A 21,578-nucleotide genomic window follows, 5' to 3' on the forward strand; every position below is an offset into this window, starting at 1 on the left:
ACAGCCTGCAACACCGTCGCCGTGCCGTAGCACACCGAGCAGCCCAGAGCCAGCAGCAACCCGATCAGCACACACCGACCCTACGAGACAGGTCAGCCGGCTACCCACGGGGCGCTGAAAGCCCCTGTCGCACAGGTGTACTGCACCGGGTGCCGCGCTGGTATCGCGAATTGCCCTAAGCACCCGTCCGCTGCGCGGCCAGGCTGTCGCTCAGACCTTGATGATCGTGAGACCGGCCGCGCCGTCGAGGTTGGCAAAGTCGTCGTAAGGGGTGACGACGGGCAGCGCTCGCGAAGCAGCGATGGCTGCGGTCCACAGGTCGTTGATCCGGACTCGGTGGCCAGTCTCGGCCAGATGGATGCGTAGCCGCGCCCACATGCGCGCCGCTTCCTCATCGACCGGCAGCGTTTCCATGTCCGCAACGGATTCGAGGGTCGCGAGTTGCTGCGCCCGGCTATCGGAAGTGCGTGCGGCCAGCACGCCGACGGTGAGTTCGGCAAGCGTGATCACAGTAGTCGCGACCTCGGTGGGGATCAGCAACTCCTCGAGTTGACGGCCCGTTTCGGAGGCGAGGAACACCGATGCGTCGAGCAACCCCGCTGGCGGCGTCTCGCTTATCGAACAGGACCGAGATCGTCGGTGGTGTCGCCGGCGAGTAACGCGAGGTCGTCGCGCAAACCTGGATCCGCTTGCGCGCGGTGCAACCGGGCCAGAAACTCGGTTTTGGCCAACCAGCGCCGACGCGGAAGCCCAGCCGCGGTAAGCAGTGCGACGGGGCGGCCCTCGACCGTGACGGTGATGTCTTCTCCGGCTTGCACGCGGCGAAGCACCCCCGCCGTATCGTTGCGCAAGTCACGGGAAGCCACTTCGGACATGCCACAAACGTACTACGTTCGTAGCATCGGGTTCGCTACGCTCCCGACCGCCGCGCCGACACGAACAAACTCCGCGGCGCACCGTCCCCAATGCGCTGCGGCGGGCGGCGCTGGTAGCGGGCCAGCATCGCGGCGGCGCTGCATCATCGATCGGTGCCGCTCCCGGGCCTCGGGGTTATTGAAGTCGGGGCCGGGCGCCTCGACGGCGAGCCGGCTGCCGGTGGCGGTCAGCGTCTGGATGCGCTCGAACAGCAGATCCTGGCCCGCGGCCGCGGCAAGTCACTCTCCGGGGATCAGAAGCACTCACCGGTCGTGCAAGTGCGGGTGTCAGAGCACACGCGCGACAGGCTTCGGGCGATCGCCAAGGCCCGCGGCATGAGCGTTTCGAAGCGGTCCCGAAAGGTGCTCGACGAGTTCGTCGCACGCGAGGCGCTTGGTGATCCAAGCCCGAGGTGCTGGTAACCCACCTTCGGTGCCGACATCCTTATGCCGGCGCGACAACGCGAGCACGCACCGGCCGAAGCTGCGGGGCCATGTGAAAGTTGCGACTGTACGAGAGCTCCTGAGCCCAATCCCACACGTGACGGCATGTGGCAGTTACCTCGCGCTGGTGTGCGTCGTAACGATGCGGAAGGATGCGGGCCGTGAGTCTGGTGGAGCGGTTGGAGCGGGAGTGATATGCGGCGGCCACTGCGCGCCCGAGGGATTCGGCGAGGTACGCGGCGGTGCTGGAGCGGGCGGTGCTGACGTGCGACGCCGATCCGGAGGCGGCTGAGATGTTCGACCTGTAGCACTAGTGCTACAGTAGCGTTGTGGCCAAGCAGATCACCCAGCGGGAGCTGCGTAATAACAGCGGCGAGATCATGCGCCAGCTTGATCAAGGCGAGTCGTTCGTCGTGACCAGGAACGGCGTCCCGGTCGGCGAGCTGTGCCCGCTGCGCCGGCATCGATTCGTCGCCGCCGAAGCGGCTGTCGCCGCGTTCAGGGGCGCTCCGGCGGTGGACTTCGACCGGTTCCGACAAGATCTCGATCGGGCAGCCAGCCAGGAGATCGCGCCTCGTGGCTGAGGCTGCGCGTGCGGCGCGGGGACTCATCGACACCTCCGTCGTGATCGATCTGGATCACCTCGACGCCGAGCAGCTCCCCAGGGAACTGGCCATCAGCGCCCTTACTATGGCTGAGCTCGCCGCCGGTCCGCACGCAACGGCCGATGCCGGCGAGCGCGCACGACGTCAGGATCGCCTACAGCGAGCCGAGGCCAACTTCGATCCACTGCCGTTTGACAGCGACTCGGCGAGGGCCTATGGACGCGTCTACGCCGCGATCGCCGCGACGGGTCGAAAGGCACGTGGTCCCCGAGCCGTCGATCTGTTGATCGCCGCCACCGCCGTGGCCACCAACCTGCCGCTGTACACACGCAACGTCGATGACTTCCAGGGGCTCGAACGCGTGCTGACCATCGTCGGCATCTGATTGCCGCGTGCTCGCGACTTCGGCGAGCGCCAATTCGCTGTCAGCCGCCGACTCGGAGTTGGTGTTCACCACCGCGCGGTGCCGCGACGCGGTGTTTCGACTGGGTTGGAATCACCGTCCGGCACTGGTGCGAGCCGCGTTGCGGCGCGCGCCAAAGCACGTGTATTGTCATCATCCGATGCTGAAAAACGTGCCTGGAGGTAGGGATGCGGACGACGATCGCCTTGGATGATGACCTCGTCCGAGAAGCGCAGCGCTTGACGGGAACCACCGAAAAGAGCGCGTTGGTTCGTGAGGCCCTGCGAGCACTGATCGAGCGCGAAAGCGCCCGACGTCTAGCCAAACTGGCGGGCAGCGAACCCACGCTGGAAGCCGTCCCGAGGCGGCAGACAACACGGTGATCCTCGTCGACACGTCGATTTGGGTTAAGCACCTGCGCGTCGGCGACCCACAGCTTGCCACCCTCCTGCAGGACGGACACGTGCTTACCCACCCGTGGGTCATCGGCGAACTCGCACTCGGCCAATTGTCTCGTCGCAGCGAGATTCTCGGGCTGCTCCACAACCTTCCGCACGCACAGACCGCAACCGACGCCGAGGTGCTGAACCTGGTCGAAAGCCGGCAGCTATTCGGGATCGGCATCGGTTACGTCGATGCGCACCTACTGGCCGCGACGCTCCTAACCGCAGGAGCCCGCCTGTGGACAGGCGACAAGCGGCTCGCGACAGTCGCCGCACAGCTCAGACTTAGCGCGAAGCCGACGGCCTAAGCGAGTGAACGCCGCTCACGGCGTCGGTGGGTGGTCCTTAGCCAGTGGGCGCCACCCTTTGCTGGCGTTATCGACGTGGGAGGAGTTCGGCGAACTGCCCCTCCGTCTTGAGCGTGCCGTCGTCGACGGTGAGCCGATGACGGATCTGGATTGGGCGCGAGTGCTGTTTTTGACTGAAGTCACGTGTGCCAGCGACCTAATCGGGCCAGGCCTGGACTTCGCGAGGATGACCGAATGCGGCTGCTTTGTGGATCAGCCGGCGCAATCGACCGCGATCTCGAGGGCTGCGCAGATCTCGCGCATCCGGGCGTCGGCAAGCCGGCCAAGGCGGCTGACCAAGACCGCGACCGAGACGTTTTCCACCGAGTCCAGGTTGACCGCACAGTGGCGCGGGATCGGGTCGGAATCCGGTTCCAGGACGACCTCGCTGGCGAGTCCCCGGATGGTCGTGGTGCAAGGCGCGACGAGGGCAGCCGGAGCCGAGGGATCGCCGCGTCACGGGACAGCACAACGACTGGGCGGCGCAATGCCGCGAGGGCCTCATCGATGAGGGCGGCGTCGGTGATTCCCGACCGCAGGCGCCGTGCACTGTCAAGGAGTTCGGCATCCACCGTCGTGCGCAGCCGTATGCGGCTCATGCCATGAGTATGCCACTAACACCACGGCCCGCTGCCGCGGCAAACCCGGCACGGATGTCGGTGCCACGATGCATACTGCCTCCTGTCGAAGGAGATGCAGGTGACTACGGCCAGTTCGCGGGTTGGCCGCAGATTCGGCAAGTACAGCCTGAGCCGGTTGCTGGGCGGGGGCGGGATGGGTGAGGTCTACGAGGCCTACGACACCGACAAGGGCAGAACCGTTGCCCTGAAAATCCTTGCCGAGCAGTACTCGCAGGACGAACGGTTCCGCACGCGCTTTCAGCGTGAGTCACACGCCGCGGCGATTCTACAAGAGCCACACGTCATTCCGATCCATGACTGGGGCGAAATCGCGGGCGCGCTGGGGCGCGCCGCCCAACGCGCACTGAAAGGAAACGGACACACGCCGTCTCAGACCGATACGATGCCGGCCCCCGGCAATGTGGGTCCTGGATGGTTCGGCGCGCAACCAGGCGGTCCTGCAACGGCTCCCACGGTTGCCGCGCCTGCCGGGGCGATGCGCGGCGGCTCGGGGACGCGAACGCTATTGATCGTTGTCGCAGTTGCCTCGGCGCTGCTCTTGGGTGGCGTTGGCGTCGTCATCGGTCTTCTCGCCAACCAAAAGTCCGGACCCGAACCCAGCGGTGCACCCACGACCGCCTACCCCACCCAGCCGTCCTCCGCCGCTCCTGAACCCGCCATCACCACCGAAATGCCTTCGGCGCCAGCAGCGCCCACGTCCACCCCCGAGTCGCCGCCGGCGGATCCCGAGGCGGCCGCTCTGCAACGGCTGCGCCAACGCGCGCGCTCGGACCGCCCCTTTGTCGCCGCCGAACTTGCCGATCATTGGGTGCCGCAACTCAGTTCCAAGCGCCCAGGGGTCGTCGACGAGGGCGTGGTGTGGAATAACGCAATGATCCTGCAGGAGCATCTTGACCTGCGCGAGCAGTATCGCGATGTCCGACTGCTGTGGTCGGGCGACTGGTCGACATTCTCCGCGCCGGATTATTGGGTCACCGTCGTCGGCATCACCTACCCCGACGCGTCGGGTGCGCTGGCGTGGTGCAGAAGCCACGGTTTTGACCGCGACCACTGCGTCGCCAAGCTGATCAGCGCAACGCACCCGGTGCCGGGCAGCACCGCGTACAACTGACCGGCGACGCCAGCGTTAGCCCGCGTGGGCGTGGATCGGCCAGACGCCACCGCCTACGCGGCCAGGCAGCGGATTGGTGATGCGCTGTCGCCGGGCGTGCGCCGCCGACCGACACCCGGTCCACGGCGGCCGCCGGCTTTTGGCAGACTATCCGCATGGCACAGATAACGTTGCGTGGAAATCCGGTCAATACGGTTGGCGAGCTACCGGCCGCGGGATCCCCGGCTCCCGGCTTCACCCTGACGGGCACCGACCTCGGCGCGGTCAGCAGCGCACAGTTTCACGGTAAACCCGTCTTGCTCAACATCTTTCCGTCCATCGACACACCCGTCTGCGCGACCAGCGTGCGGACCTTCAACGAACGCGCGGCCGGAAGTGGTCTGTCCGTGCTGTGCGTGTCGAAAGACCTACCCTTTGCGCAGCAACGGTTCTGCGGCGCGGAGGGCATCGAGAACGTCACGGCGGCATCGGCGTTCCGTGACAGCTTCGGCGAGGACTACGGTGTCACCATGGTCGACGGTCCGATGGCCGGGCTGCTGGCGCGGGCCGTGGTGGTGATCGGCGCGGACGGTAAGGTCGCATACACAGAGTTGGTGCCCGAAATCGCCGCCGAGCCCAACTACGATGCGGCACTGGCCGCACTGAGCTCGTCGGTGTAAATCCCCAGCCCCGCACAAGCTGTTCCATCCAGGGCGCGTCATCCGGGGAGCGAGCGCTGGCTGACCTCGGCTACGCCAGAAACTCCCACTCGGCGTTTGTATTTCGCGACAGCATGACGTATGCCGTCAGCCCGTCCAGATCCGAAGCGGTGTGCATGTGGCGAGGCGGTCGAAGTCCTCGTCGGCATGCAACATCGGGGCACCGGTACGCACGCAGGGAGCGGCGATCAAGCAGTCGAGCGTCTTGCGAACGGTGACGCCGGCGCGTCGCGCCGCGCGATACAGCCTGGCCGCGAGCACGAAATCATCAAGATCCTGCAGGCGAAGGATCGGGAAGGCGCGCAGATGCCGCTCCACCAGCGCCGCCTCCCGATCCGACCGCAGCCCCTGCAGAACCTCGGTCAGGATGACGTCGGTGAGCCCGATGGGTTGTCCCGATTCAATGAGCTGCACACAACGCTGGGCCTGCGGGGCGGGGGTGTCGTTCAAGACGTCGATCCACACACTCGTGTCAACGACGATCACGGCCGGCCGCGTCGACTCTCGGCCAGGTCGCCGTCCCAGTGCACCTTCCCGCGCAGGTCCAGCACGCCGATCTGGCGATGCCGGGCGACGAGTTCACGCAGCGCCAGGTCCACCGTCTCGCGCTTGGTGCGGGTGCCGACCAGACGCTGCGCTTCGCGCAAGACGTCGTCATCGATGTCGATGTTCGTCCGCATACACGTAAAGCTACACCAGCTCTTGTGTAGATCATTCCTGCCACCGACCTCCCCGCTTGACCCGCTGACGCGCCCGGCGACGTCAGGCACGTCAGGCGTGTTTTGATGGGATGAAGGGGGCGGGGCCTCCGCTCCTCGTGACGTTGCCGGCGGATACTGGGGGCGTTACTTCCACGAACCACGGGATGCACCGATGAGCGAGTAGGAGGATGGACGGTTCGTGGGGGCCGATCGGCATTGCCAGCGGTCGGTGATCGTGCGTCAATCCGAGTCCGGTGAGCAGCTCCCAGCGGTACGGATCGTCAACGACCCGGGTGCGTTGCCGAGCCGAGCTGGTCGCGCTCGATCTGGCCTGAAAGCCCAGACCCATGCGGTGCTGGCCAAAGCAGGGGGACGGCTTCGCGGCGTTTGCGAGTGTGGGCGGTCAGGGCGTCCAGCGAGGCTTGGGTGACGGTCATGGGTTTGGGCGGGGTCAGCGTTGCGCAGGGCGCAATCATGGGCTCCGCGGGTGGCGATGACTTGAAGCGGGAGTCTTTTAGCGGTGCCGGCGCCGGCGACCGCGGCGCTACGTGTGGCTTCGTCGATAGCGAGTCGCTCGAGGATGGCGTCTCGGGAGTTCAACTCGCGCAACCGTTCACGGATCCACGGACCGCGGCGCGGCGCCGGTAGTGGTCGCCGCGCAGCGCGCTTAGGGCGGTGGTCTTGGCGTGCTGGTCACGTAGTTCGGCGGCATGGGTGGCATCGGTGGCGAAATGCCGACAGGGCAGACCCGTTGCCCTTGTCGCGGCTTTCAGCGGCGGCAGCAGGCAGACCCGATTGGGCAGGACCCGGTCGGTGCGCTGGGAAAGTTGAGTCATGTCAAGGATGTCGGCGGGGGTGATTGCGATGTCGACACCGTGGACGCCGATCTATTTGTGGTTGAGGAATTCCGCTTCGGCGGTGGCGGCCAATGTGGCCTCTGGCGCAGCGTCATCTCGGGGCTTTGGTGTTTTTACGGTGCGCCGGCTTCGCCGAGAGCGATGGTTGCGGCAGCGCCAGTTCCGTCCCGACGTCCCACCGCCGCCGCCTTGGCACGCGACACCGATCCGGTATCCAGCGGAATGACCCGCGCTCACGGTGATCAGCTTCCGCAAAATCTTGCGGAAGCTTTTCAGTAGCACGTGGGGTAAGCCACTTGCGCGCTGGCGTCCAACTGGGTGGCGTCGGCGCCGATCAGGGTCGTCATCTCGCGGTCGGCCGCCTGGACGCTTTCGCCTTGCTGCAAGAGGCGGCAATAGTGGTGCCCCCACGCGATCACCTGCGCGGGATTCACGAAGGTATAGCCAGGCGGCTCCAGACTCTGCAAGAACGCCTGGTCCTCTGCCGGTGTGAACCCACCTTGCTCGTGTGGGACGGAGCGCGCTGGCGCTCGAGGTTGCTTGGGCTGCGGCGCGCTCGGTGCCAGCGCTGCCGGTGGTGCTGCCTGCACGGGCGGCGGCGCTGTCTTCCGTGGCGCGGCGGCTTTCGACGGTGGCGCGGCCCTCGGGAGCGGTGCCTGAACAGGGCTGGGCGCGATGGTGTAGTGGCTGCCGGGCTGTGGCGGGGGTATCAGCACCAACATTCCGGCGATGGATGCCGCGGCGATGGCTACGGCCGCGATGGTAGCGGCAATGAGCAGGTAGGCGGCCCTGACGGGCCACCTGTCCTCCTGCCATGTTGTGTCATCGCCTGGGTAAGGTTCCTCGCCCCAGGCGTACGCAACGCCTGTGGCTGCCCGGTCTAGCGCCGCTGTCGCGCCGACAACGGTGCAGTCGTCGCTCATGGCTCTAGTGTGCTCCCGGTGTCCGACAAGCCGGTCTCCTCGGCCGCACACGATGCGTCGAAGGCCCCATCGAAGGAAGCACCGCCTGCAACTGATCGGATGAGCGGAGTTGCCTTCCGCCAGCGGCGATGTCCAGCACGTCAGCCGCCGGCCTTCATAAGCCGTTGGATAGTATAGCTCGAATTTGCCGTTCTTCCAACAGGATTCGAAGGTATCCCGGAGCTTCTCCAGCAGGTGCGCTGTGGACCCGCAGCTCGACAAAGCCAGCATCCACAGCGTGGCGCTGTGCGACCCGCCGGATCACTCACGTCGCCAGTAGGTAGCCGGACGCCACGCTGCGCCGGTCCAACCGGCGCAGGCCCAGTTCGTCGGCGAGCTTCACCGCACGCACGTACTCGTCTCGCCGCAGATGCCGGTTGATCTCCGGGTAGGGATCCCGCACGTCGCCACGCCCGACTAGGCCGGCCGGGTAGTACTCTGGGCCATCAGGTCGACGTACGTGTCGGGTCCGAGCACGTCGGCGATCCACCGCAGAATCTCTGCCGTCTCACCGAACATCCCGGGCATGACCAAATGGCGCACCAGCAAACCGCGAACCGCCAGCCCGTCGTGGTCGAGGACGAGCTTCCCCACCTGCCGGCCCATCTCCGGGATGGTTGCGCGCATCACCTCCGGATAATCCGGCATGCGCAGGAAGCGGCGGGCCCGCTCACGGCTCCACACCTTGGCGTCGGGCATGTAGATGTCGACAATCCCGTCCATCAGGGCCAGGCTGTCCAGGCTGTCATACGAACTGGTGTTGTACACGATCGGCAGCCGCAGCCCGGCGTCGATCGCGTGCGGCAGCGCCTCGAGGATCTGCGGCACCACATGTTCGGGCGTTACGAAGTTGATGTTGTGGCAGCCATTGTCTTGCAGCTCCAACATCATCTGCGCTAGCCGCTGCGGGGTAACCCGCTCCCCGCGAACCTCCCAGGAGATGTCGTGGTTCTGGCAGAACACGCAGCGCAGGTTGCAGCCGGAGAAGAAGATCGTGCCTGAGCCGTTCCACCCCCGCAGGCAGTTCTCCTCGCCGAAGTGCGCGAAGTGCGACGCAACAACAGCCGTGCGCCCGATCTGACACAGGCCTTTGACGTCATGCAGCCGGTCAACCCGGCACAGCCGCGGGCAGACCCGGCACCGGTCGGGACCGAGCAGAACCCGGGCCTGCACAGCCCGCCGAGAGATCTCGTCGACGCCGAGGCCGAGATACGCAGGGCGCGGTGGGACGCTTTCCATGGCTCAACTCTCAAGCTCGGAGCTTACGCGGCCATGCAGCGGATTGGTTTCTGTAACGTTCGAACAGCTGAGTTACGATGATCCTCGTGAGAAAAAACATCGAGATCATCGATTTCACTGATGGCCTTGGGGGCGGCGCTGCGGTCAAGGGGCTTGTTGTCCCGGAATCGGCGCCCGCCACGGCCTCAGATCTCGCCGCGGCGATCAAGCAAATCCGCGCGGAACGCCAAGAGGTTGTGGCGATTGCCGCCGACCATTCCGTCGCCACCCGAGTCAGGCGGATCACGCGCATGCTGGCTCAGAACGAACTGCTGACGGAACGCCTGATCGACGCGATGCTGGTTCCCGGCGGCACCGTGTCGCCCGCGGCGGCGCGCCAAGCACAACGCAATGCCGAGGCCCGCCAAGAGCTGATCGATGAGTTCGGCCTCTATGACAGCGACCACGTCGCCGACTTAGCCGGTTCGGCTGCGAGTAATCGCTCGGCCACGGCGTCACGCTGGCTGGCCGCCCGGAAGATCTTCGCCGTCAACCACCGGGGCACCCGGCTGTATCCGAGCTTCCAGTTCGGCACGGATGGACGCCCGAGGCCCGTCATTGCCCGTGTGCTCGAGGCATTCGAGCCCTACGGCCTGGATGGCTGGGAGATTGCCCTGTGGTTCACCACGGCCAGTGGCTGGCTTGACGATCAGCGTCCGGTCGACCTGCTGACCCGCGCGCCGGACCAGATCGTCGACGCCGCGCAACACACATTTGAAGAGGCAGACGTATAGGGATGCGCGTCCCCGACGTGCCGGATCCGCTGCCGGATCCGCGCGTGCACACCTGGCCCGCCGGTGGACCGATCGTCCGCTGTCACCACATATCGATGGACGCAACCGAATTCAACACCTCAAAGGTGTCCCGGCGCTTCCGCCCGGTGATGAGCGGCGGCGAGATTGTGCCGACGCTTTATGGGGCCGATTTGCCAGCGGGCGCGCTGTCGGAGACCGTGTTTCACGACGTGCCGGTACGAGGCGGTGGGCGGCGGGTTCAGCGCAAGGCGCTGATTCCGATGGTGCGCTCGACGGTAATCCCCAACCGGCCCCTGCGGCTGGTCGAGCTCCACGGCGCCGGCCTTCGCCGCTTGCAGGCGACCCATGGCGAGCTGATCGAGAGCGGCTCGCGGCAGTACCCTCGTACCGCCGCGTGGGGGCAGGCACTGCACGACCATGCCGACTGCGACGGCCTGATCTGGCGCTCCCGCCAGTTCAACGACTCGTTCGCTTTGATGCTGTGGGGAGACCGTGTCAACCGCTGGGAGGAACTGGAAGCCGACCCGGACAATGCGCCGCTGCCGCTCTACGCGGGCGCGGGGTTCGACGAGATTCAGCAGCTGGCCGATGACTGCGGGATCACCGTCATCGGCTGAATAGGCAAGGCGGACAGTCGATGAGAGCATCCCGGCACCACCCATCGCCCGGGGCGCGACCTTCCAATTGACGATCCCAGGACACGTGACCGGGCGGATACACGCCCGGGTGGCACCGGCCCCGCGTCGTTGCCGCCTGCGCGGTCTGCCGGGTCAGGGCGCGAGAACCGCTCCGGCACGTAGGATCCCTACATGAGAAGGACTTTCGTCGCTACATTCGCGGTCGGGTTGATCGTCGCAGTGTTCGGTCTGATCTGGGCGCTGCAGGGATTCGGAGTGCTTGGCGGTAGCCCGATGAGCAACACCACCACCTGGTCCATCATTGGTCCCATCACGGCGCTGATCGGCATCGTGATTGCGGTATTCGGTTGGCGGAAACTCTCGTCGAAATAGTGCTTCAGGTCTGCACCACGGCGAAGTCCACCGTGTGCCAGCCGGTGGCGCCGTCGGGGAAAGTACCAACCCGATCTGCAGTCTGGACAGCTCCGGTGTTGTCGGTGGCGCGCACGGTGATGGTGTGTTTCCCAGGGCTTTTCGCCTGCCAGGGGAAGCTCCACAACCGCCACGTCTCGTTGGAATAGCTCGCGCCCAGTTGCGCGGGCTGCCACACCCCATCGTCGATGCGGACCTGCACGGCCCGCACGCCACGATTTTGTGCCCACGCGACACCGCCGAACACCACGGGCCCCGTCGGCACCTTCTGACCCCTTTTCGGCACGTCGATCCGCGACTCGGTCTTGATGGGCCCGCGCGGCGCCCAGCCCTGCCGCGTCCAGTACGCCTTTGCTCTGTCGAAGCGGGCCAGCTCCATCTCGACGACCCACTTGGTGGCCGACACGTACCCGTAGAGCCCGGGTACTACCAGCCGGGCCGGGTAGCCATGCTCGATCGGCAGCGGCTGACCGTTGAGGCCGACGGCCAGCAGCGCGTCACGGCCATCGGTGAGCGCCTCCACCGGTGTGCCGACGGTGAACCCGTCGATCGACGTCGAGAGCAACATGTCGGCGTCCGGGTGCACACCGGCCGCCGCCAGCAGGTCGGCCACCCGGTAGCCGGTCCAGACACCGGTCGAAATCAGGTTTCCACCAATGGGATTCGACACACAGGTCAACGTTATCACCGTTTCGACGACGTCGAAGCCGGCGAGGTCATCGAAGCTGTAAGTGGCTTCGCGGTTCACCATGCCGTGGATGCGCAGCCGCCAGTCGCGGCGGCTGAGTTGGGGAACACTGAGCGCGGTGTCCACCCGGTAAAAGTCGACGCTGGCGGTGACAAAGCTCGGCAGCGCAACGCCCTTCGGTTGCACGTCGGCAGGTATGGGCGGCGCCGATGTGCGCGGTCGGGGAAGCGTGAAGCTGTTGCGGTCAGCGGCCACCGAATGCGTCAGCCGCGTGATGACCGCACCCAGCACGCCACTTACCACCCCGAATCCGAGCAATCCGAACATGACCAACCTGCGCCTGCCGGCATCCGGCTCGTCGTGGTCGGCGCCGTCTTCCGGGTTTCCCAGGCCGGGCCGGAACCGACGGGTGAGCAAGCGTAGCGCCGCCACGCCGCAGGCGGCGCCCGCGACGGTGGGGATCGTGTCGAGTGCCGTCGCACCCGGCCGCGACAGCACCGCGAGGCATCCGAGCACGCCCGCGGCGGCGATCACGGCGCTGCCGAGCGGGCGGCGCTGAGTCTCGAGGGTCCCGGCGATCGCCGCGATGGCGGCGATCACCACGAGCACGACGACGGCCAGGAAGAGTTTGTCCAGAGAGCCCAGGGTTGAAATCGCCCACTCCTTGACGGGCCCCGGTGTCAGGTCGACGACCACAGAGCCGATCGCAGCACGCGCATCGGCCCGCGCACCGAACGGGATGCCCACCAGCTGGGTCACCCCGAGCGCGACGGACCCGGCGGCGACCCCGGCAATCATCCGCCCCTCCGGCGGGGAGACAGCCATCTGAGTTACTCTACTCTCAGCCTAGGTACCCCAAATGCCTTGCCGTGCCGGCAAACCGGTGATACTGACCTGCCGGGCGTCATGCTCGCGACGCCACGTCGCCGGCGATTACCCCGGTGCGCGGCGATCGAGACTCGCGCGCCGGAAGCTGCGCAGGAAGCAGCTGCCAGGGAAGTGACGACTGTCACCTTGTGAGGCCGGTGAGCGGTTCGTCGGTTAGGCTGTTGGCAACGTCGGTGCCGGCAACCGCAGGCACCGACACGTCGTGGAACACCCCGTCATCCACCGGCATCCACCGGGTCCTGATGGTTCGCGCATCCAAGCGCGAGCTTTTTCTCACGGCGACTCGATTTTGCCCACCGGCAATCTCGCCACCTTGTGCTCACCGTCGCACGTCGAGGCCGTCGCGCCGATGGGGCACACCCGATGCCTGAGAGGCACCAAAACATGACCACCCGAAGAACTTTCGACGCTCTCGGCGTCCCCGAACCGCTGATCGCCGTGCTCGCCGCACAGGGGATCACCACCCCGTTTCCGATCCAGGCCGACACCCTGCCCGACGCCCTCGCCGGCCGCGACGTGCTCGGGCGCGGCAAAACGGGCAGCGGCAAGACCCTGGCCTTTGCCATCCCGCTGGTCGCCCGGCTGGCCTCGGGTAAGCGCCGGCCCTCGCGGCCGCGCGGCCTGGTGTTGGCGCCCACCCGCGAGTTGGCGAGCCAAATCACCGCCGTGCTCGCCCCGCTGGCGACCACCTCCGGCCTGAAAGTTGGCACGATCTTCGGCGGGGTGCCGCAAACCCGTCAGGTGGCCGCGCTCAAGGCGGGAATCGACATCGTCGTCGCCTGTCCGGGACGGTTGGAAGACCTGATGAGGCAACGCCTGATCGGCCTGGACGCGGTGCGGATCACCGTGATCGACGAAGCCGATCACATGGCGGATCTGGGTTTTCTACCGGGCGTGACCCGCATCCTGGCCGCCACCCCGGCGGCCGGCCAGCGGCTGCTGTTTTCCGCGACGCTCGATGGCGACGTCGACACGCTGGTCAAGCGATTCCTGCGCAGCGACGCGGTGTCGCACTGCGCCGACGAGGACCACCTGCCGACGACCGCGATGACCCACCACGTCTTTCACGTCGCCAGCGCCGACGCCAAAAAGGAGCTGGTACACCGGCTGGCTTCCGGTACCGGCCGGCGCATCCTGTTCATGCGCACCAAGCATCGGGCGCGCACCCTGGCGCGTCAGCTCACCGAGGCCGGGGTCCCGTCGGTTGACCTGCACGGCAACCTGTCTCAGCCCGCGCGGAACCGCAACCTCGCCGCGTTCAGCGCCGGCACGGCACGCGTGCTGGTGGCCACCGACATCGCCGCGCGCGGCGTGCACGTCGACGGGGTGGAGCTGGTGGTGCACGTAGACCCCCCGGCCGAGCCCAAAGCCTATCTGCACCGCTCCGGGCGCACCGCGCGCGCCGGCAGCGCCGGCGACGTCGTCACCGTGGTGCTACCCGAGCAACGCAAAGACCTTTCGGCGCTGATGCGCAAGGCCGGCATCGACGTCTGCCCGCAACAGGTGACCGCCCACTGTGAGCCGGTCACCAAGCTGGTCGGCGAGGCCGCGGCCTACCAGGCGCCCGCCCCCAAGGCCGCTCCGGGGTCACGCGCCGCGGCCGGCAGGGCGCGGGGGCGCCGATCCGCACGGGGGCCGCAGCGGCGCAAGTAACCCGAGATGTCGCAAAGCTATCCCCTGTGGCCGAACTAGATTCGGCCGTGGCGTCGGTCGCGTCCTCAAACCGATGTAAAGGGGGCCACCGCAGGTCGATTAGCACCGGAACCTGAACGCCACCGTGGCGTGGGTGGCGTTCTATCTGCGCGGCTTCGTCGAGGTCGAGAGTATTGCGTACCCAGTCGCCGGCCCGAGCGGACACCACCGGGTACCGTCACCGGTGACACCCGAGCCGGGTTTCCCGCTAGGCTTGCCCCATGCCCGCGCTGCTGGCTTTCGACCCTGCCGAACTGCGGTGGCGGGCGTCGCGGTGCGAGGCGTTGGCCGCCGAGGTGGGCAGCTGCGGCGAGAGCCCGTCGGGTCAACTGCCCACCGGACAAGCGAGCGCGGCGGCGGCGCACACCGCCCGATTGGCGGCTTACCATGCCACGACGGCGATGGCGGACTGGCTGCGGGCCGCCGCCAGCGGGGTCAGCGGCTACACCGACCGGATGCTGGCCAACGAGGCGCTGTCCGCCGCTAAGCTGCGCGCAGTGGACCCGAAGGCGGGGTAGGCGTGCCCGCGGTGTCGGGTGGTCTGCCGCCGCTTGCGGGGGTGCGGTTCTGGTCGGTCTCCCCCCTGCTCTCGCTTGCCGCGGATTTGGAGGCGAAGGCAGAGCGCTGCGAGGCGTGCTTTTCTGAGGCCTACACGGTGCTGTCGGCGCCCGGCTGGAAGGGCGCCTTCCGCGACACCACCGTCGAGCGCGCGGCGATCGCCAAGACGCGGGTGGACGGGGCGGCTGATCAGCTGCGGGAGACCGCGGACACGGCCCGCCGTGGCGCGGAGCGCATCAGGGCGGCCAAGAAGTACGCGCTGGAAAAGGTCAATGAGGCGGAGCGCGAGGGCTTCGAGGTCGGTGAGGACTATAGCGTCACCGACACCCGCCGCGGCGGCAGCGAGCAGCAGCGCGCGGCCCGGGCGCAACAGGCCGCGGTGCTGCGGGCCGACATCCGCCACCGGGTGGCGCTGCTGGTGGCCGCCGACCGGGAGGTCGGTGAGCAGGTCATCGCGGCGTCGGCCGGGCTTGCCGAGTTCGGCTTCCCCGAAGACGTGCCCGGCACCGGCGGGGACCAGCACGCAGGCCCGGCGTCCGGCGCGACGGACATGTCCTCGGGTGACATCACCGCCATCGACAAGGCCAGCCGCGGCCTGCTCGACCAACTCGAGCGGGAATACCGGGCGCTGCCCGACGGCCAAATCAAAACCGACCGGTTGGCCGACATCGCGGGCATCCGCTCGGCACTTCAGGTGCCCGACTCGCACCTGCTGTATCTGGCCCGCCCCGACGACCCCTCGCAGATGATCCCGGCGGCTGTCGCCATCGGCGACCCGTTCACCGCCGACCATGTGTCGGTGACCGTGCCCGGGGTGTCGGGCACCACCCGGGAAGCCCTCGCCACCATGACGCAGGAAGCCTATGGGCTGCGACGGGAAGCGCAGGGTATCGCGGGTAAAGTCGGCGAAAAATACCCAAGTGTCTCGACGATCGCGTGGACCGGATATCAGCCCCCGCCGACGCTGGTCTCGGGGGACACCCCCTTCGCCGATTTGGCGCACGCCGGGGCGCTTAGGCTGGAGTCGTTCCTGGCGAACCTGAATTCGGCGTCGCACAACCCGAATCACACCACGGCGTTGTTCGGGCACTCTTACGGGTCGCTGGTCTCGGGTATCGCGCTGAAAGACGGCGCCAGCTCGGCGGTGACCAACGCGGTGATGTACGGTTCGCCGGGCTTTGAGGCGACCTCCCCGGCCAAGCTGGGCATGACCGACCACAACTTTTTCGTCATGACCGCCCCCGACGACCCGATCCGGCTCATCGCGGCCACCGCGCCGCTGCACGGGTGGGGCGCCGACCCCAACGACATCATCGACGGCCCGCCCGTGCCGCGCTACCGATTCACGCACCTGCAGACCGAGGCGGGCTGGGTGCACCTGGGCGGTGAGAATATCTACGAGAGCGCCTCCCATGGGCACGGCGGATACCCTCACGACCCGATGCACCAGATGACGGGTTTCAACCTGGCGGCGGTGCTGTTGAACCGGCCCGACCTCACCGTGCAGGTGCAACCCCACCAATGAGGGCCCGGTCGGTGCGTGCGCGGGCGGCTGCGGCCCTCGCCCCGGTCCTCGCTGTCGCCCTGATAGGGCTGTTGGGTGGCTGCGCGCTGTATGAGAAGGCAAGAAAGGCAGTCAAGGAGTTGAGCAACCCCTATGAAACCCAGCACCTGACCGAGCAGCAAAAGATCGCGCTGATCGACAGCATGCGCGCCAAGGGCTCCTACGAGGCCGCGCGCCAGCGCATCAACAACACCGCCCGGGTGATCGGCGAGCGGATCAGCGCCGCCGTGCCCGGCCAGACCTGGAAATTCGACGACGACCCCAATGAGCTGGAGTCCGCTCAGCAAGGCGGGCTGTGTGACAAACTCGAGGCCGACATTGCGCGTCGTCCCATCGCTGACACGGTCAGATTCGGGCGCACGTTCACAGCGAACGAGTTCACCACCGCCGCCGGCATCGTGCGTAAGGAAGCCGCCAAGTACGGCGCCACCGACCAGTCCTCGCTGTTCAACGAGGCGTCCAAACGCGACTACACCGTGTCGGGCAACGGCTACGACTTCAACCTGGGGCAGATCAATTTCGCCACGCTAAACGTCGAGGGCGACTGTTTCCTTTTGCAGCGGGCGCTTGACTCGCCGCCCGGTCGGCTGCCCCCGCCGACGACCACCGCGCCCGACGCGCCCACACCATCCCCCTAAGCGACCGGAAGCGGTGAGCTGGTGAGAGCCCGGTCGGTGCGTGCGCGGGCGGCTGCGGCCCTCGCCCCGGTCCTCGCTGTCGCCCTGATAGGGCTGTTGACGGGCGGCTGCGCGCTGTATGAGAAGGCAAGAAAGGCTGGCAAGGAGTTGAGCAACCCCTATGAGACCCAGCACCTGACCGAGCAGCAGGAGATCACGCTGATCGACAGCATGCGCGCCAAGGGCTCCTACGAGGCCGCGCGCCAGCGCCTCAACAACACCGCCCGCGTGATCGGCGAGCGGATCAGCGCCGCCGTGCCGGGGCAGACCTGGAAATTCGACGACGACCCCAACTTGATCGAGTCCGCCCGGGCCGGGTTGCCGTGTGACAGACTCGAGGCCGACATCGCGCGTCGCCCCATCGCGGACGGCATCATGTTCGGGCGCACGTTCACAGCGAACGAGTTCACCACCGCCGCCGGCATCGTGCGTGAGGAAGCCGCCAAGTACGGCGCCACCGACCAGTCCTCGCTGTTCAATGAGGCGTCCAAACGCGACTACACCGTGTCGGGCAACGGCTACGACTTCAGCCTGGGGCAGATCAAATTCGCCGCACTGGAGATCCATGGCGCCTGTTTCCTTTTGCAGCGGGTGCTTGACTCGCCGCCCGGTCGGCTGCCCCCGCCGACCACCACCGCGCCCGACTCGCCCACACCGTCCCCCTAAGCGATTCCACATCGCAGGAAACGGGTGAGCCGTTGAGGGCCGGCGCGATTAGCGAATTGTAGTGACCGCCGCATCGTGAAATCCGTTCACGCCTTCCGCGATTCCTTTCAGCCTGGCACGCAGATCTGAGCGCAAAATGAAGCACCGACGAGCGGGTGACACTGGGCGGGACTCATAACCGGTACATGGGCGTTTGCGTGTGCACGCCGGTGGTGCTGGTGATGATCTCGCCCACAACTTTGTTGTACGGCGAAAATAAGAAAATGAATTGCGATGAAAAGTAATTCGCCCGCTGTTTACGAGGCCAGACGCACCCGGTGACCCGCGGGCCCACCCGCATCCACCGGCCTCGGGCGCCACAACCGTGCACTGCCCCAGCCGGGGCGGCAACCGCGACACCGGTGCCGCCTTGCACATCGTCCTGATTGTGCGACTACCCTGTCAGCAGTCCACGATCTCGCGGGATCAAAGTTGCCTGATATTTATTGCGGTAGTTGTCTTTTGAGGCTCGTTCAATCTTGCCCGGGCCGATGCCGCGGGAGCGGCACATCCCCACCCGACAAAGTAGTGCGATCGGCTCGATGACAGGCTTTGGCCGGAATGCCATTTCCGTTTCATGTGCCGGGGTGCTCGACGTGGGATGAGTTCGGGGGGCTCACAGGGCGTCTTGAGCGCGCCGTCTCCGACGGTCAGCCGCTGACGGATTTGGATTGGGCACGGGTGCTGTTTTTGACTGAAGTCACGTTTGCCAGCGATCTGATCGGGTCGGGGCTTGATTTCGCGATCATGGCCAGGTTCTGCGATACCGAGGCGATAGGCCTGCTGCGGGGGTTGCAACGCAAGATCGGTGGCTGCGAGCGCGCCAATCCAGGTAACCGCTTAGGAGGGGCAGACGAGACGTGGCCGCAGCCGCTCCGACGTGACGGCGACGCCCGTCGTCAGGTCGTCGATCAACGCATCCGCGAACTGCGCCAACCCGGCGACATCGACGCCGTAGGGTGCCGGGCGCTCGTCCTGGGCGAGGCGGGTTGAGGCGCTGCGCAGCAGGCTCACCGCACCCTTGACGTTGCCGCGTTGGACGTGGGTGATGCCAACCGCGAGTTGGGTCAGGCCCTGCCACAGCATCCGCTCGTCGGCCGGGCGGTGCTTCCACGCGGCCTCAAGCACCTCGTGGGCGTTGAACGCCAAGCCCCGGTCGAGCAGCTCCTGGGCATAGGCGAGGGTTTCGGCCGGCGCCAGCTCGAGGCCCTCCGGGATCGGCGGAACACCCACACTGCCGTGGGCAAGCGGTCGGCCTAGGGAGTCGCGCGGGCGTGCGCTTCGGGGACGGCCGAAGCGGTCGCGATCACGGTTGGCCATGCACTCATCATGGCAACCTGAGCAACCTGAGCGGAGATCCGCTGGCGGGTCGCGCCGGCGGCCGAGGAGCGGGTGCGTGTCACCGGAGGGTGCGGTTTGCCACCTGCTCGTAGGCTTGCCTCGCCCCGGGGGACACAGCCGGCGAGAACACCAGCACCACGTCCTCCACCTGGAACATCCGCGGAATCGCGGCCGCATACAGTTCGGCTTGGCCGGTGCTCGGAAACTTCAGGATCGACACGGTGTCGGTGTCCACGGCGTCAACACAGCCGATCTGCGGGCATTTCTGCGGCCCGACATCGTGGGCGTTCGGGACCGCGAGCCCGGCGGCGGTGAAGGCGGCGACGAGTTCCGCGGCGGTCGTGGCATTGAGGATCGCCGCGCCGCCGGGGTGGCGGGTTTGGTCCGCGCCGCCGGGGGTGTGGGCACCGCACGCGCCGCCCGGCGCAACCAGAAGACCGGCCGCCGCAACCACCAGGGCCACGGGCCGACCCGCGGTGCGCGGCCGTGCCGTCGCGCGACGCGACGGCTCCGGCACCCCTCGACCCGCCGTCGTCGACATCCCCCCATCTTTCCCCTGCCGACCCCGACGCGGTGCCGCGTCACGGTCCTCAATCGGCACCGGTCCGTGATCGACCCGGGTGCTCCAAACGCCGCACGGGTGTCGGCGCCGCGGGGGATACTGCGTCGTATCGAAGGAGGCGCAGGTGACCACGGCCAATGCCCGCGGCGGCCGCATGTTCGGCAAGTATCGGCTGACCCGCTTACTCGGCAGGGGCGGGATGGGCGAGGTCTATGAGGCCTACGACACCGAAAAGGGCAGAACCGTCGCCCTGAAAATCCTCGCCGAGCAGCACTCGCACGACGAACAGTTCCGCACCCGGTTTCAGCGTGAGTCGCACGCGGCGGCGATCCTGCAAGAGCCGCATGTGATCCCGATCCACGACTGGGGAGAGATCGACGGCAGCCTCTACATCGACATGCGCCTGGTGACGGGCCAAACGCTGCACGAGTTGCTCAAAGATGGCCCCCTGCAGCCGGATCGGGCCGTGGCCATCATCACCCAGGTCGCCGCGGCATTGGATGCCGCGCATGCCGAGGGGCTGATTCATCGCGACGTGAAGCCGCAGAACATCATCGTGACACCCGCTGATTTCGCCTACCTGGTCGACTTCGGCATCGCCGAGGCCCAAGGCGACACCCGTCTTACGATGGTCGGCTATCACATCGGCAGTTTCGACTACATGGCCCCCGAACGGTTCAGCGACCGGCCGACGACGCCCGCAGCGGATGTCTATTCCCTGGCCGCCGTGCTGCACCAGGCGCTGACGGGGCAGACCCCGTTTCCGGCTCACGGCCTCGAGCAGGTCATGGCGGCTCAGCTCACCGCGCCGCCGCCGCGCCCCAGCATCATCAATCCCCGCGTTCCCGCGTCGTTTGACGACGTCATCGCCCGGGGCATGGCCAAGGAACCCGGCGACCGCTACGGTAGCGCGGGCGCCCTGGGGCGCGCCGCCCAGCGCGCGCTGCACGCCAACACCCGAAACCCGTTGCACACCCGGGTGCCGCCCGGACCCGGCGGCGTATTGCCCGCCGCCGGCCCTGCCGGCGCGCCGACCCGACCGGCCGGCCCGGTAGCCGGACCGCCCCTGGTGCGTCCCGGACGTGCGCCCGAACGCCGGTCGCGATGGCCGGCGCCGGTGATTGTCGTGGTGGCATCGGTGCTGCTGCTGAGCGGTATCGGCGTCGGCGCCGGTTTTCTGGCCCACCAAAAGCCGGGGCCCGCATACCCCACCGAGACAACCTCCCCCGCCGCCGAACCCGGCTACCAACCGCCGTCCCCACCGCCGACCTCGACGCCGAGCGCGCTACCGTCGGCACCGGTGGATCCCGAGGAGGCGGCCCGGCAACGGCTGCGCCAGCTCGCGCGTGCGGACCGCCCGTTCGTCAGCGCCGAACTCGCCGATCACTGGGTGCCGCAACTCAGTTCCAAACGCCCGGGGGTTGTCGACGACGGCGTCGTGTGGGATAACGCAAGGATCCTGCAGGAGCATCTGGCCCTGCGCGAGGAATATCCCGGAGTGCGGCTGCTGTGGTCGGGCGACTGGTCGACCTTTTCCGCACCCGACTTTTGGGTCACGATCGTCGGCATCACCTTCCCCGACTCCTCCGGTGCCCTGGCGTGGTGCAAACACCGGGATTTTGACCGTGACCACTGCCTGGCCAAGGTTGTCAGCACGACCCTCCCGATCGCGGGAAGCACCGCCTTGAACTGACG

The 21,578-nt window shown here is 67.3% G+C and carries 27 protein-coding genes and 2 pseudogenes; 16 read left to right on the top strand and 13 right to left on the bottom strand.

Features of this window, described 5'->3' with window-relative positions; all coding sequences use genetic code 11:
* Nucleotides 1–210: 210 nt before the first annotated feature.
* Nucleotides 211–618: a PIN domain-containing protein gene (locus QJR12_RS00005; RefSeq protein ID WP_300575130.1), complete on the bottom strand. Its 408-nt coding sequence runs from the start codon at nt 616–618 to the stop codon at nt 211–213.
* Nucleotides 615–875: a type II toxin-antitoxin system prevent-host-death family antitoxin gene (locus QJR12_RS00010; RefSeq protein WP_300574873.1), complete on the bottom strand. Its 261-nt coding sequence runs from the start codon at nt 873–875 to the stop codon at nt 615–617. Before QJR12_RS00010 ends, QJR12_RS00005 begins: the two co-directional genes overlap by 4 nt.
* Before the next feature lie 153 nt (nt 876–1,028).
* On the opposite strand from QJR12_RS00010, the gene QJR12_RS00015 reads away from it, so the two are divergent.
* The 5 genes from QJR12_RS00015 to QJR12_RS00035 all read left to right on the top strand — a co-directional run bounded on the left by QJR12_RS00015 (nt 1,029) and on the right by QJR12_RS00035 (nt 3,117).
* The gene (locus tag QJR12_RS00015) at nt 1,029–1,337 is read left to right on the top strand and encodes a hypothetical protein (RefSeq protein ID WP_300574874.1); all 309 of its coding nucleotides are present in this window, start codon (nt 1,029–1,031) and stop codon (nt 1,335–1,337) included.
* A 350-nt stretch (nt 1,338–1,687) separates the two neighbouring features.
* Entirely contained in the window at nt 1,688–1,942 is a 255-nt protein-coding gene (locus QJR12_RS00020; protein WP_300574876.1) for a type II toxin-antitoxin system prevent-host-death family antitoxin, read from the top strand.
* A complete protein-coding gene (locus QJR12_RS00025) occupies nt 1,935–2,348 on the top strand; it encodes a type II toxin-antitoxin system VapC family toxin (protein WP_163754107.1) in 414 nt (137 codons plus the stop codon). The genes QJR12_RS00020 and QJR12_RS00025 overlap by 8 nt, the downstream gene beginning before the upstream one ends.
* A 206-nt stretch (nt 2,349–2,554) precedes the next feature.
* Complete coding sequence (locus tag QJR12_RS00030) at nt 2,555–2,749, top strand: type II toxin-antitoxin system VapB family antitoxin (RefSeq protein ID WP_163754111.1); 195 nt, start codon at nt 2,555–2,557, stop codon at nt 2,747–2,749.
* Nucleotides 2,746–3,117 carry a PIN domain-containing protein gene (locus QJR12_RS00035; protein ID WP_300574882.1) on the top strand — a complete coding sequence of 124 codons (372 nt, stop codon included), beginning with the start codon at nt 2,746–2,748 and terminating at the stop codon, nt 3,115–3,117. Before QJR12_RS00030 ends, QJR12_RS00035 begins: the two co-directional genes overlap by 4 nt.
* Nucleotides 3,118–3,369: 252 nt before the next feature.
* On the opposite strand, the pseudogene QJR12_RS00040 reads toward QJR12_RS00035, so the two are convergent.
* Both QJR12_RS00040 and QJR12_RS00045 read right to left on the bottom strand, forming a co-directional pair.
* Nucleotides 3,370–3,665, bottom strand: a pseudogene (locus QJR12_RS00040) (type II toxin-antitoxin system PemK/MazF family toxin).
* Nucleotides 3,642–3,770: pseudogene (locus QJR12_RS00045) on the bottom strand (antitoxin); the annotation flags it as partial. The pseudogenes QJR12_RS00045 and QJR12_RS00040, both read right to left, overlap by 24 nt.
* Nucleotides 3,771–3,849: 79 nt before the next feature.
* Here QJR12_RS00045 and QJR12_RS00050 point away from each other — a divergent pair.
* Nucleotides 3,850–4,908, top strand: coding sequence for a hypothetical protein (locus QJR12_RS00050; RefSeq protein ID WP_300574884.1), 1,059 nt, complete (start codon nt 3,850–3,852; stop codon nt 4,906–4,908).
* 155 nt (nt 4,909–5,063) lie between these two features.
* Nucleotides 5,064–5,567, top strand: coding sequence for a thiol peroxidase (gene tpx, locus QJR12_RS00055; protein ID WP_300574886.1), 504 nt, complete (start codon nt 5,064–5,066; stop codon nt 5,565–5,567).
* 126 nt (nt 5,568–5,693) lie between these two features.
* Here the strand turns inward: tpx and QJR12_RS00060 are convergent, their stop codons facing one another.
* The 6 genes from QJR12_RS00060 to QJR12_RS00085 all read right to left on the bottom strand — a co-directional run bounded on the left by QJR12_RS00060 (nt 5,694) and on the right by QJR12_RS00085 (nt 9,365).
* Nucleotides 5,694–6,092, bottom strand: a complete 399-nt coding sequence (locus QJR12_RS00060; protein WP_300574888.1) for a PIN domain nuclease — start codon at nt 6,090–6,092, stop codon at nt 5,694–5,696.
* Nucleotides 6,089–6,286 carry a type II toxin-antitoxin system VapB family antitoxin gene (locus QJR12_RS00065; RefSeq protein ID WP_300574890.1) on the bottom strand — a complete coding sequence of 66 codons (198 nt, stop codon included), beginning with the start codon at nt 6,284–6,286 and terminating at the stop codon, nt 6,089–6,091. Before QJR12_RS00065 ends, QJR12_RS00060 begins: the two co-directional genes overlap by 4 nt.
* A 617-nt stretch (nt 6,287–6,903) precedes the next feature.
* A complete protein-coding gene (locus QJR12_RS00070; protein WP_300574893.1) occupies nt 6,904–7,143 on the bottom strand; it encodes a hypothetical protein in 240 nt (79 codons plus the stop codon).
* Between the two features lie 293 nt (nt 7,144–7,436).
* A complete protein-coding gene (locus QJR12_RS17670; RefSeq protein ID WP_366526276.1) occupies nt 7,437–8,357 on the bottom strand; it encodes a DUF732 domain-containing protein in 921 nt (306 codons plus the stop codon).
* 34 nt (nt 8,358–8,391) lie between these two features.
* A complete protein-coding gene (locus tag QJR12_RS00080) occupies nt 8,392–8,529 on the bottom strand; it encodes a hypothetical protein (protein WP_300574897.1) in 138 nt (45 codons plus the stop codon).
* A 14-nt stretch (nt 8,530–8,543) separates the two neighbouring features.
* Nucleotides 8,544–9,365: a radical SAM protein gene (locus QJR12_RS00085; RefSeq protein ID WP_300574899.1), complete on the bottom strand. Its 822-nt coding sequence runs from the start codon at nt 9,363–9,365 to the stop codon at nt 8,544–8,546.
* Between the two features lie 86 nt (nt 9,366–9,451).
* Here QJR12_RS00085 and QJR12_RS00090 point away from each other — a divergent pair, with 86 nt between their 5' ends.
* The 3 genes from QJR12_RS00090 to QJR12_RS00100 all read left to right on the top strand — a co-directional run bounded on the left by QJR12_RS00090 (nt 9,452) and on the right by QJR12_RS00100 (nt 11,169).
* Nucleotides 9,452–10,138 carry a hypothetical protein gene (locus QJR12_RS00090; RefSeq protein ID WP_300574901.1) on the top strand — a complete coding sequence of 229 codons (687 nt, stop codon included), beginning with the start codon at nt 9,452–9,454 and terminating at the stop codon, nt 10,136–10,138.
* 2 nt (nt 10,139–10,140) lie between these two features.
* Nucleotides 10,141–10,776: an RES family NAD+ phosphorylase gene (locus QJR12_RS00095; protein ID WP_366526277.1), complete on the top strand. Its 636-nt coding sequence runs from the start codon at nt 10,141–10,143 to the stop codon at nt 10,774–10,776.
* 192 nt (nt 10,777–10,968) lie between these two features.
* The gene (locus QJR12_RS00100; protein ID WP_300574905.1) at nt 10,969–11,169 is read left to right on the top strand and encodes a hypothetical protein; all 201 of its coding nucleotides are present in this window, start codon (nt 10,969–10,971) and stop codon (nt 11,167–11,169) included.
* Between the two features lie 4 nt (nt 11,170–11,173).
* Here the strand turns inward: QJR12_RS00100 and QJR12_RS00105 are convergent, their stop codons facing one another.
* Nucleotides 11,174–12,721 carry a molybdopterin-dependent oxidoreductase gene (locus QJR12_RS00105; protein WP_300574907.1) on the bottom strand — a complete coding sequence of 516 codons (1,548 nt, stop codon included), beginning with the start codon at nt 12,719–12,721 and terminating at the stop codon, nt 11,174–11,176.
* Nucleotides 12,722–13,168: 447 nt separating this feature from the next.
* Between QJR12_RS00105 and QJR12_RS00110 the strand changes: the two genes are divergently transcribed.
* The 5 genes from QJR12_RS00110 (at nt 13,169) to QJR12_RS00130 (ending at nt 17,941) form a co-directional block, all read left to right on the top strand.
* Nucleotides 13,169–14,437, top strand: a complete 1,269-nt coding sequence (locus QJR12_RS00110; protein WP_300575132.1) for a DEAD/DEAH box helicase — start codon at nt 13,169–13,171, stop codon at nt 14,435–14,437.
* A gap of 260 nt (nt 14,438–14,697) precedes the next feature.
* A complete protein-coding gene (locus QJR12_RS00115; protein WP_300574909.1) occupies nt 14,698–14,994 on the top strand; it encodes a hypothetical protein in 297 nt (98 codons plus the stop codon).
* 2 nt (nt 14,995–14,996) lie between these two features.
* Nucleotides 14,997–16,559 carry an alpha/beta hydrolase gene (locus QJR12_RS00120; RefSeq protein ID WP_300574911.1) on the top strand — a complete coding sequence of 521 codons (1,563 nt, stop codon included), beginning with the start codon at nt 14,997–14,999 and terminating at the stop codon, nt 16,557–16,559.
* Complete coding sequence (locus QJR12_RS00125; RefSeq protein ID WP_300574913.1) at nt 16,556–17,236, top strand: LppA family lipoprotein; 681 nt, start codon at nt 16,556–16,558, stop codon at nt 17,234–17,236. Before QJR12_RS00120 ends, QJR12_RS00125 begins: the two co-directional genes overlap by 4 nt.
* A gap of 21 nt (nt 17,237–17,257) precedes the next feature.
* Nucleotides 17,258–17,941, top strand: a complete 684-nt coding sequence (locus tag QJR12_RS00130; protein ID WP_300574915.1) for an LppA family lipoprotein — start codon at nt 17,258–17,260, stop codon at nt 17,939–17,941.
* Between the two features lie 879 nt (nt 17,942–18,820).
* Here the strand turns inward: QJR12_RS00130 and QJR12_RS00135 are convergent.
* Entirely contained in the window at nt 18,821–19,300 is a 480-nt protein-coding gene (locus tag QJR12_RS00135; protein WP_300574917.1) for a DUF309 domain-containing protein, read from the bottom strand.
* Between the two features lie 79 nt (nt 19,301–19,379).
* Nucleotides 19,380–19,862 (bottom strand): hypothetical protein, encoded by a 483-nt coding sequence (locus QJR12_RS00140; protein WP_300574919.1) that lies wholly within the window; start codon nt 19,860–19,862, stop codon nt 19,380–19,382.
* A gap of 175 nt (nt 19,863–20,037) precedes the next feature.
* Here QJR12_RS00140 and QJR12_RS00145 point away from each other — a divergent pair, with 175 nt between their 5' ends.
* Nucleotides 20,038–21,576 (top strand): serine/threonine-protein kinase, encoded by a 1,539-nt coding sequence (locus QJR12_RS00145; protein WP_300575134.1) that lies wholly within the window; start codon nt 20,038–20,040, stop codon nt 21,574–21,576.
* The last annotated feature ends 2 nt before the right edge of the window (nt 21,577–21,578 follow it).

This window comes from Mycobacterium sp. (genome assembly GCF_029961025.1).
Classification (GTDB): Bacteria; Actinomycetota; Actinomycetes; order Mycobacteriales; family Mycobacteriaceae; genus Mycobacterium.

Bases quoted from the DNA above. Each gene is read 5' to 3' on its own strand.
- QJR12_RS00010 (WP_300574873.1), bottom strand. From the start codon at position 875: ATGTCCGAAGTGGCTTCCCGTGACTTGCGCAACGATACGGCGGGGGTG.
- QJR12_RS00030 (WP_163754111.1), top strand. From the start codon at position 2,555: ATGCGGACGACGATCGCCTTGGATGATGACCTCGTCCGAGAAGCGCAG.
- QJR12_RS00050 (WP_300574884.1), top strand. From the start codon at position 3,850: ATGCAGGTGACTACGGCCAGTTCGCGGGTTGGCCGCAGATTCGGCAAG.
- tpx (WP_300574886.1), top strand. From the start codon at position 5,064: ATGGCACAGATAACGTTGCGTGGAAATCCGGTCAATACGGTTGGCGAG.
- QJR12_RS00065 (WP_300574890.1), bottom strand. From the start codon at position 6,286: ATGCGGACGAACATCGACATCGATGACGACGTCTTGCGCGAAGCGCAG.
- QJR12_RS00070 (WP_300574893.1), bottom strand. From the start codon at position 7,143: ATGACTCAACTTTCCCAGCGCACCGACCGGGTCCTGCCCAATCGGGTC.
- QJR12_RS17670 (WP_366526276.1), bottom strand. From the start codon at position 8,357: ATGCTGGCTTTGTCGAGCTGCGGGTCCACAGCGCACCTGCTGGAGAAG.
- QJR12_RS00085 (WP_300574899.1), bottom strand. From the start codon at position 9,365: ATGGAAAGCGTCCCACCGCGCCCTGCGTATCTCGGCCTCGGCGTCGAC.
- QJR12_RS00095 (WP_366526277.1), top strand. From the start codon at position 10,141: ATGCGCGTCCCCGACGTGCCGGATCCGCTGCCGGATCCGCGCGTGCAC.
- QJR12_RS00100 (WP_300574905.1), top strand. From the start codon at position 10,969: ATGAGAAGGACTTTCGTCGCTACATTCGCGGTCGGGTTGATCGTCGCA.
- QJR12_RS00105 (WP_300574907.1), bottom strand. From the start codon at position 12,721: ATGGCTGTCTCCCCGCCGGAGGGGCGGATGATTGCCGGGGTCGCCGCC.
- QJR12_RS00110 (WP_300575132.1), top strand. From the start codon at position 13,169: ATGACCACCCGAAGAACTTTCGACGCTCTCGGCGTCCCCGAACCGCTG.
- QJR12_RS00115 (WP_300574909.1), top strand. From the start codon at position 14,698: ATGCCCGCGCTGCTGGCTTTCGACCCTGCCGAACTGCGGTGGCGGGCG.
- QJR12_RS00125 (WP_300574913.1), top strand. From the start codon at position 16,556: ATGAGGGCCCGGTCGGTGCGTGCGCGGGCGGCTGCGGCCCTCGCCCCG.
- QJR12_RS00135 (WP_300574917.1), bottom strand. From the start codon at position 19,300: ATGGCCAACCGTGATCGCGACCGCTTCGGCCGTCCCCGAAGCGCACGC.
- QJR12_RS00140 (WP_300574919.1), bottom strand. From the start codon at position 19,862: ATGTCGACGACGGCGGGTCGAGGGGTGCCGGAGCCGTCGCGTCGCGCG.
- QJR12_RS00145 (WP_300575134.1), top strand. From the start codon at position 20,038: ATGTTCGGCAAGTATCGGCTGACCCGCTTACTCGGCAGGGGCGGGATG.